Origin of the sequence: Microbacterium sp. K24 (genome assembly GCF_004794465.1) — a bacterium.
Classification (GTDB): Bacteria; Actinomycetota; Actinomycetes; order Actinomycetales; family Microbacteriaceae; genus Microbacterium.
Genome location: NZ_SSDJ01000008.1, coordinates 1 through 6586, shown reverse-complemented (window position 1 = coordinate 6586; position 6586 = coordinate 1). Strand labels below are relative to the sequence as shown.

Genomic DNA, 6586 nt, shown 5'->3' with positions numbered 1-6586 from the left:
GGGGTGGGCGCGCAGCCCGACCGGGCGACGGCCACCGCGCTCGCGGCGCAGACCACCGTCACGCGCTGAGCGTCGGGTGTGCCGGCGATCCGTTCAGAGGCGCCGGACCGTGAGAGCTTCGCTGCCGTGCGACTGCCGCAGCGTGCGCAGGCACCGTGAGCAGAGGATCTCGACCTGCCGGGGATGGCCCTCACCGCACACGCAGTCGATCGTGACACGCCACTTGGCCTTGCGTCCGCAGGGCTGGTATCCGCTGTCGTCGCCGTGGTCGCATTCGCAGCGCTGGCGTCCGCGGTCCATGCCGGGGAGCTCGCCGACGTCGACGACACTCTCGATATCGACGCTCGCTGAAGTCACCAGGAGATGCTCCCAGGACACAGGGTCCGATGGCAAGTGAACGCTGTCAGCCGCCGATGGCGTTCATGCCGCGGGCGGGCTGCAGGAACGACGGGTCGTTGATCGCATGGCCGGGCAGCTTGCCGTGCACACAGGAGCGCAGCAACGCGGCGATGGCGTCGGCGCGGTGTCCCGGAACCGATCCTTCGCTCCGCATCACCGCGGTGAGGTCGTACTCGGCGTTCGAGAACAGGCAGTTGCGGAACTGACCGTCGGCGGTCAGGCGCAGACGGTCGCACGCGCCGCAGAACGGGGCCGTCACCGAGGCGATCACGCCGACCTCGTGCGGGCCGCCGTCGATGCGCCACTTCTCGGCCGGGGCGCCGCCGCGACCGGGGACCGGGTCGAGCTGCCACCGTTCGCCGAGCTTCTCGAGGATCTCCTCGCGAGTGACCATGGTCGAGCGGTCCCACGTGTGACCGGCATCCAGCGGCATCTGCTCGATGAAGCGCAGCTGTGCGCCGACCTCCATCGCGAAGGCGACCAGGTCGGGGAGCTCGTCGTCGTTCACCCCGCGCATCGCGACCGCGTTGAGCTTGAGCGGACGGAGTTCGGATGCCGCTGCGGCGGCGATGCCCTCGAACACGTCGTCGATGCGGTCGCGGCGGGTCAGGTCGGCGAAGCGCTGGCGATCGACCGTGTCGATGCTGATGTTGAGACGGGTGAGCCCGGCCTCGATCAGATCGGGGAGCTTCTTCGCGAGGCTGATGCCGTTGGTCGTCATAGCGACTTCGACCGGGCCCTCGGGGCCCTGGATGCGAGCGACCCGGCGCACGACCTCGACGATGTCGGCACGGAGGAGCGGCTCGCCCCCGGTGAGCCGGAAGGTGCGGATGCCGAGAGAGGCGGCCACCTCGGCGACCTCGACGATCTCGTCGGTGGTCAGGATGCTGCTGCGTGCGAGCCATTCGTTGCCCTGCTCGGGCATGCAGTACGTGCAGCGGAGCGAGCAGCGGTCGGTGAGCGAGATGCGCAGATCGCGGTGCACGCGGCCGTGCGTGTCGACGAGGGCGCCAGTCGTCGGGACGGCCTCGGCAGCGGGAGCAGCGACGGGCGCGCGGACGCCGATCACGACCGGTACGGCCGTCATCGCTCGCCCTCGCGCGTAGTCATTCTTCGAGACTAACCCGCGTCATGCCGATGCGGGTGCGCATGACGTCGATGACCGGCACATTGCCAGTGACGAGTTCACGGAACCCTGAGCTCACGTATCGGCTCGCGGTTGCTTGCGATGACCGCGGGGATGATCGCCGCACCCACCGCTGTCGTCAGCGTGAGCACGCCCAGGGCGAGGACGAAGGTGCCGCCCGGCCATGGGTCTCCGCTTGTCCAGAGAAGTATCGCCGATGCGACAGAACCCGTGCCGATGCCGATCAGGGCGAGGAGGCTCGTCTGAAGGATGAGCAGCCGGACGATGAGAGCTCTCCCGGCACCGAGAGCCCGTCTGCGGCCGAAATCCTTGCGGCGCATCATCACCAGGCCGAGGAGCAGGACCGCGACGAGCGCGCCCGTGAGCGACAGGAGGGCGATGACGAGTCCACGAGAGAAGGATCCGAGTTGGCCTTCGATGACTCCTCGCAACGCGGCGAGCGCTTGGCTGGTCTCGACGGTGACCTTGGTCGGATCGTCAGCGGCGATCACGGAGACGACGGCGTCGCTGACCGGGGCAACCAGCTCTGGCGTGTCCGCGATGACAATCAGCGTGCTGATGGGTTCGTCTCCACGGGCCTGCTGCGGAACCAGCAGAACCGGCTCCAACGCCTGCAGGAAGTCGGGAACTTGGATACGCCCGCCGACACTGTAGGACCGGCCATCCGATGAGGTGATCGAGCCGGTCCGGTCAGGTAGCCCAAGCCTCTGAAGCGCCACATCAGATGCCCACGCGATCCCGCCCGGGATCGGCGAAGGCTCGGCCACGCCGAGACGAGCGAACTGATCGCCATACGCATGCCTGAGAGGCACCTTCGTACCGTCGGGGAAGGCGGCGTTGGTCGCATCCGTCGCGACGGAGAACGCGGCCGCCCACGCTATGCCCTCGATGGCGGCGATCCGTTCGAGAACGCTGCTGGTGACGCCCGACCCTGCCTCCGCCCTCACTGTCATCGACCGAGTCCCGGCGGAGTCGATCGCACCGAGGACCTCCTGTTCGGCACCAACCGTGCGTCCTGTCGTGAGCATGACCGCGAGAATCATCGCCGCAACCACGAGAACGGTCACGGTCGAGACGATCGGCTGCGACCTCGCGGATGCCGCAGCCTCACGGAGCAGTGGCCCGATCACAGGACGATCCTCGAAAGGCTGGCAGCGGCAACCTCCGGCGAATGGGTCACGATGACCACGGCATTACCTGCCCTTGCATGCTCTCTGAGTGCCCCCACGACCAGCGCGGCCGTCGACGGGTCGAGGTTACCCGTCGGTTCATCAGCCAGAACGATGGCGGGAGCGTGCAGCAATGCACGGCACAGGGCGATGCGTTGGGCCTGACCTCCCGAAACCTGCCCCGGTCTGCGATGGACGGGCAGATCCACGCCGAAGCGTTCGAGAAGTTCCCTCGCCGCCCTCTCGGATTCGCGGCGCGGCTCTCCCCGGTAGAGGGCGGTCTCGGTGACGTTGTCGAGGACCGTCCTCGTAGCGTCCAGAGCGGCATCTTGGAAAACGAAACCGAATTGCTGCGCCCTCGCCCTCGCACGCTCTGCGTCGCGCCCCCAGGCGAGATCATGGCCGTTGACGAGCACTTCACCTCGCGAGGGGCGAAGCATGAGTCCGAGCAGGTAGAGGAGCGTCGATTTTCCCCGCCCGGAAGGCGCTGTCAGCGCGGTCATGCTTCCCGCCGGGAATTCGGCGGACCAGCCCTCGAGAATCGGCTCCGCGGGTGTGTAGCCGAAGCTGAGATCGCGCGCTTCGAGGAGCACGCCGCCGGCTGTCACGGCGATGACCCTGCAGGGACTCGGACCCGTGTGCCCTCCGGAACGCCGGAGATGACCGACATGCCCTTGGCTGAAGCTGTCACCTTGACAGCGGTCCGTTCGCCGTCGACCCCGATCACTGCGGTCTCCCCGTCAGCCGTGGTCACCAGGGCCGACGAGGGTACGAGGAGTCCCTCCACCTCCGGCACCAGGACGACTCTCGAAAGCAATGTGCTCTCCTCGCCGGCGGGAACCTCTCCGCATGCGTCTGCGCACAACGATGACCCCCCTTGCCCTGCCACGAAGACAGAGATCGAGTCGTCCTCAGCACGCTTCTGCTCGCCGGCGACTCCGCGCCATACCCGACCGCTGGGTGAGGTGACTTCGATGGTGGTTCCGCTCGGCATGATCGACGCCTGCGCCTCGGTGGCGGGGATGCGGAATACCGGGACGGGAGGGAGGCTGAAGACGGCTTCCTCGCCCCCCGTCAGTGAGGCACCCCGATGGATGAACTCGGGGTTGAGTGCGATACGGCTCGGAAGATGTGGGACGAAGACCACGTCGCCGAGCTCGACCACGCCCGTCTTCTCCACGCCGAGCTCGCCCTGCCAGCGCCGGATCGCCGCTGTCGTCCTCGGTCCGACCCGTGCGTCGATGATATCCCGGTAGTGCCCCAGCTCCTTCAGCAGGACCTGCAGCTGACCGACATCGCCCCCGACGGCACCATCCGCGATCTCTCGGAACATCGGCACTTCGCCCTGGGCGATGACCACGGGTCGCAACGCCACGGTGAAAAGCGTCGCCCCGGGGGCGACCTCCTCGCCCGGCTCGATTTCGATGCTGGTCACGATGCCCGACGTCTGATTGATTCCCGCGAGGATCTCGGGCCATGCCGCGACAGCGTTCAGCGAGACCGACTCGCTGATCACGCCGCGGACTACCGAGACGTACGTGCCTCCGGTGGATTCGAGAGGTTCCACAGCGGGTCGGAGAACGGACAGGAGCGCCCAGGAGCACAGGGCCCCCAGAGCGACCATCGTCAATGCAACGGCGATCCACCGTGATCTCCGACCGAAGTTTCCGCTCGCGGTCATACCTTCTGCGATTCCGTCGCGCGCAGTCGATGACGAGCCCCTCTACTGCGCATAGAGCTCGTCATAATCGGGGTTCACCGGGCACTTCTCTCTCACGAGGCGAAGATCTTCTTGCGCAATGGTCGTTGAGCCGTACGGATCCCACGCGCCGTCGGTTTCGATGAATACCGCTTCGCTCGGTGCGCCGATGTCAGGTGAATATCCCGCTCGGCTCAGGCATTCGGTGAGTTCGGTCGCACGGTACTGGTAGAGAAATGCGAGTTGATCAGAGGAAAGAGGAAGGTTGTACTTGGGCGAGACCGGATACTGCGATTCGCAGGTGTATATCGCAAAGTTGAGCGATTCAGCCATGGCGGACTCGCTGAACGATGGATAACTCACGCCTTCCAGGTCGCTCGTGTACGAGGCGTCGTATCCCGCTGCGTTGAGGCAATCGATCTGCGCCGCAGCCCATTCGTTCGGTTTCACCAGTCGCACCGGTTGAACGTCAGGAGGATTTTCAAGACCGAGGGCGGCAGCGATCTGCCTGCTGTTCTCGTTGAGGATCTTGAGAGTCGAGCTGTCGATCGGATCACCCGTGGTGACTGCCGCCTGGTCGACGGAGCTGCATCCGGCCAGCGTCAATGCCGCGGCCATGAAAAGGATCGATGTCGACGAGCGACGTGCCGGAGCCATCACTCTCGGCTCAAGCGAACTGGCAGAGCGCGCTGGCGTTTCGAACATCTCCGCCGGCCTCCGACGAGCAGAACGATTGCGGATGCTTTCAATACATTTCGACGCACGATATGGACCCCTTCAAGAATGGGCGTCCGCCTCGGCGACTGCCGCGGGACGCGTGTACGGCGTCGACGCTAGCTCCGCAGGAGCGCGAAGTGGTGATATTCCGGAATAGAACGCCAGCGAGGCGCGCGAGCGAGCTAGTCGGCGCGATCGAACCCGTCTTCGCGCAAGGACTTGACCATTCCCCGCAGCAGCTTTCGCGCAGCGGCCTGCTCACCGGCGCTCATGCCGCCCAGCATCCGCACCTCGACGGAACGAACCGCAGCGCTCGCCATCTCGCGCTGACGCATTCCGTGCGCGGTGAGGCGGGCGGGAAGCACCTTCCCCACCGCGGCCTCGGTCGGCCGCGTCACGGAGCCTTCTCTCTCGAGCGACTGCAGCAGCACATTCATCGACTGCCGGGTCACGAACGTGCCACGCGCGAGTTCCGAGTTGGACAGGCCGGGGCGTTGGGCGAGCAGTTCGAGGCACGAGTAGTGGGTCACGGTCATCCCGAGTGGGCGCAGCACATCTTCCATGGCGGAGCGGAGCGCGCTCGCCGCCTCCTTCAGCAGATAGCCCACGGAGGTCTCGAGATCGATGCCGGCACCGTCTTGACTCATGTCAGTATTCTGACATATCCTTTTCTGTGTCAGAAAACTGACACAATGGAAGGAACATCATGCCCGTCACCGGACCCGACTTCATCTCTCTGCAGGCTCGCGACCTCGACGCCTCTCAGGCGTTCTACGAGCACTACCTGGGCCTCGTGCGCTCTCCTGCCGGCCCGCCCCACGCCGTGGTCTTCGAGACCACCCCGATCGCGTTCGCCCTGCGCGACGTGGTTCCGGGAACGGATCTCAGCTCCGCCGCGCAGCCCGGGATCGGCGCCGCGATCTGGCTGCACGCCACTGACGTCCAGGCCATCCACGACACGCTGGTCGCCGATGGACGCACGATCGTCTCGGCGCCGATCGACGGCCCCTTCGGCCGCACGTTCACCTTCGCCGACCCCGACGGCTACCAGATCACACTTCACGATCGCGCGTAGGAACGCGCCGGGGTCGCGCGACCTGCCCTCGCAGAACGACACGAACTTCGCAGACTTCGAGGGATGTCCCTGCGAAGTTCCTGCCGATCGGCGAAGTTCCGTCAGCTCGCCACGAAGCGCACCATCGACGGATCGACGAGCAGCCGTACCTGATCGCCGGGCGCGAGCCCCGCGGCATCCGCCAGCGGGATGTCGACCGCGCCTGCCTCCGTGTGCACGCGGACGCCGGCGAGCGTCGACTCGAGCCGGGTGATGCGGGTCGGCCAGGTACCGGCATCCGTCACCGCCTCGTCGACGATCCGCGCGTCCTGGGGGCGGAACACCGCGGCGAGCGGCACGCCGTCGGTCGCGGCACGTGCGCGCGACGCGGCATCCGCGCT

The 6586-nt window shown here is 66.6% G+C and carries 8 protein-coding genes and 1 pseudogene; 1 reads left to right on the top strand and 8 read right to left on the bottom strand.

The features are described 5' to 3' along the window. Positions 1 to 93: 93 nt before the first annotated feature. From DW306_RS00110 to DW306_RS00080, 7 genes are all read right to left on the bottom strand, one after another. Complete coding sequence (locus DW306_RS00110) at positions 94 to 357, bottom strand: hypothetical protein (protein ID WP_136053629.1); 264 nt, start codon at positions 355 to 357, stop codon at positions 94 to 96. A 46-nt stretch (positions 358 to 403) separates the two neighbouring features. Continuing rightward, positions 404 to 1486 (bottom strand): GTP 3',8-cyclase MoaA, encoded by a 1083-nt coding sequence (gene moaA / locus DW306_RS00105; RefSeq protein ID WP_136053628.1) that lies wholly within the window; start codon positions 1484 to 1486, stop codon positions 404 to 406. Positions 1487 to 1584: 98 nt separating this feature from the next. Continuing rightward, complete coding sequence (locus DW306_RS00100) at positions 1585 to 2613, bottom strand: FtsX-like permease family protein (protein WP_240746984.1); 1029 nt, start codon at positions 2611 to 2613, stop codon at positions 1585 to 1587. A gap of 59 nt (positions 2614 to 2672) precedes the next feature. Continuing rightward, entirely contained in the window at positions 2673 to 3323 is a 651-nt protein-coding gene (locus DW306_RS00095) for an ATP-binding cassette domain-containing protein (RefSeq protein WP_240746983.1), read from the bottom strand. Continuing rightward, complete coding sequence (locus DW306_RS00090) at positions 3320 to 4282, bottom strand: peptidoglycan-binding domain-containing protein (protein ID WP_168429180.1); 963 nt, start codon at positions 4280 to 4282, stop codon at positions 3320 to 3322. Before DW306_RS00090 ends, DW306_RS00095 begins: the two co-directional genes overlap by 4 nt. Positions 4283 to 4438: 156 nt before the next feature. Further along, positions 4439 to 5071: a hypothetical protein gene (locus DW306_RS00085; RefSeq protein WP_136053625.1), complete on the bottom strand. Its 633-nt coding sequence runs from the start codon at positions 5069 to 5071 to the stop codon at positions 4439 to 4441. Positions 5072 to 5313: 242 nt separating this feature from the next. Next, entirely contained in the window at positions 5314 to 5778 is a 465-nt protein-coding gene (locus DW306_RS00080) for a MarR family transcriptional regulator (RefSeq protein ID WP_136053624.1), read from the bottom strand. Between the two features lie 59 nt (positions 5779 to 5837). Between DW306_RS00080 and DW306_RS00075 the strand changes: the two genes are divergently transcribed. After that, positions 5838 to 6206 carry a VOC family protein gene (locus tag DW306_RS00075; protein WP_136053623.1) on the top strand — a complete coding sequence of 123 codons (369 nt, stop codon included), beginning with the start codon at positions 5838 to 5840 and terminating at the stop codon, positions 6204 to 6206. A 101-nt stretch (positions 6207 to 6307) separates the two neighbouring features. Here the strand turns inward: DW306_RS00075 and DW306_RS21110 are convergent. After that, a pseudogene (locus tag DW306_RS21110) lies at positions 6308 to 6586 on the bottom strand (ABC transporter ATP-binding protein); the annotation flags it as partial.